At 51.4% G+C, this 243-nt stretch carries 1 protein-coding gene; it reads left to right on the top strand.

From position 1 onward, the window contains the following. On the top strand, window positions 1–243 hold a 243-nt coding region (locus tag AAEY75_RS16715; RefSeq protein ID WP_352260279.1), incomplete at both ends, for an NAD(P)-dependent oxidoreductase.

Raw genomic sequence — 243 nt, 5'->3', positions numbered from 1 at the left:
AGAGACTATACTCACCCGAGTGGTAGCGATTACCCAACGCGGCATCTAATCAACGCAGATGCCCTGAGTATGATGCCTGCGCATACTATGCTCATTAATAGCGCGCGCGGACCCGTCATTCATGCGCGTCATTTAGCAGCAGATATTGAGCGTACGGGACGCCAAGCAGTGCTTGATGTGTTTGAGCATGAGCCAGAGATTGCCGAGAGTTTGTTAAGCAAGTTGGCTATCGCAACGCCACAT

This window comes from Psychrobacter sp. TB55-MNA-CIBAN-0194 (assembly GCF_040309505.1).
Classification (GTDB): domain Bacteria; phylum Pseudomonadota; class Gammaproteobacteria; order Pseudomonadales; family Moraxellaceae; genus Psychrobacter; species Psychrobacter fozii.
This window is presented reverse-complemented; position numbering and strand designations above follow the sequence as displayed.